A 1034-nucleotide genomic window follows, 5' to 3' on the forward strand; every position below is an offset into this window, starting at 1 on the left:
TATTTTCAGATAACTCCCAACTATAATCTATATAATTTTTTATATTTTGTTTCATTTCGTCTTCACTAATATTTTCGTTTTCCTTTGAGGAACTAAATATATTTTCTGGAACTTTAATAGCAACATCTTTGATAGATTGTACATCATTTTTTTCCTTAGGCTGTACACTGTTTGAACAAGCTGATAGAAATAACATTGTAAGTAACATGAGTGGGTATAAAATATAATTTTTCATCTTAATCTCCTTTTGCATTAGTGTCGTTGCAAAATAGCTACATTCCATTTCAAATATTTAACTAAAGCTACGTATAGATGTTTTATTATTTGATAACATATGACTGATATTAGTAAGCCGATGCCAAAGGCTATGAATACATTGTAAACATCGGAATAACTGATTTGATGAAACCCTTTAAAGAATCCTAACCCTATTAATAATATAGGTGAAATAATTAATAACGGTGTAGCAATTATAAGTGCTAGAAGAAGCGGTAATAGAAAGAGTAATACGAAAAAGGCGATAATGATAAATATAAAGTTTAAAAGACTTAAGCTCATAACAGAAAACAGTGCTGTCATAATGTTTTTTTAGGCTGCGTTTCTTGTCAGCTTTACTGATTACATATGAAATATTAAGTTCTTTAGCGATAGTTTTAGGGTTTCCTAGCTTTTTAGAAATTTCCTCTTCAGATATTCCATCTTGTTTACCACTAATAAAATGAGTTTCGTACTCCGAGATAATATCCTCCTTTTCTAAATTAGGCATATTCTGCAGAGAGGAACTAAGTTGTTCCAAAAATTCATTTTTGTTCATAACAATCACTTTCCTTTATAGAATGATGAATTACAGTTGAGAATCTTATCTTTTTTCTAAACAGCACACACAATCTATATTTACTTTTTGAAAGGCGATATACTAATCGTAAATAATATTCCAAATAATGGTTATTCCATTATTTACAAATATATCACTTGCTATTATTCTTTGCAAGGTACTATAAATTTGTTAATAATGTGAATAGGTGGAAGTATTT

Annotated in this window: 1 protein-coding gene and 1 pseudogene; both read right to left on the bottom strand. The window is 28.4% G+C overall.

The window, feature by feature from the left end:
• A partial coding sequence (locus ACQGSG_RS29190) for an NDxxF motif lipoprotein (RefSeq protein WP_426948786.1) occupies window positions 1–235 on the bottom strand: 235 nt, incomplete at its 3' end.
• Between the two features lie 17 nt (window positions 236–252).
• Window positions 253–814, bottom strand: a pseudogene (locus ACQGSG_RS29195) (HAAS signaling domain-containing protein).
• Between the last annotated feature and the right edge of the window lie 220 nt (window positions 815–1034).

The sequence above is a fragment of the Bacillus sp. GMa5/1 genome, assembly GCF_050172015.1.
GTDB lineage: Bacteria > Bacillota > Bacilli > Bacillales > Bacillaceae_G > Bacillus_A > Bacillus_A cereus.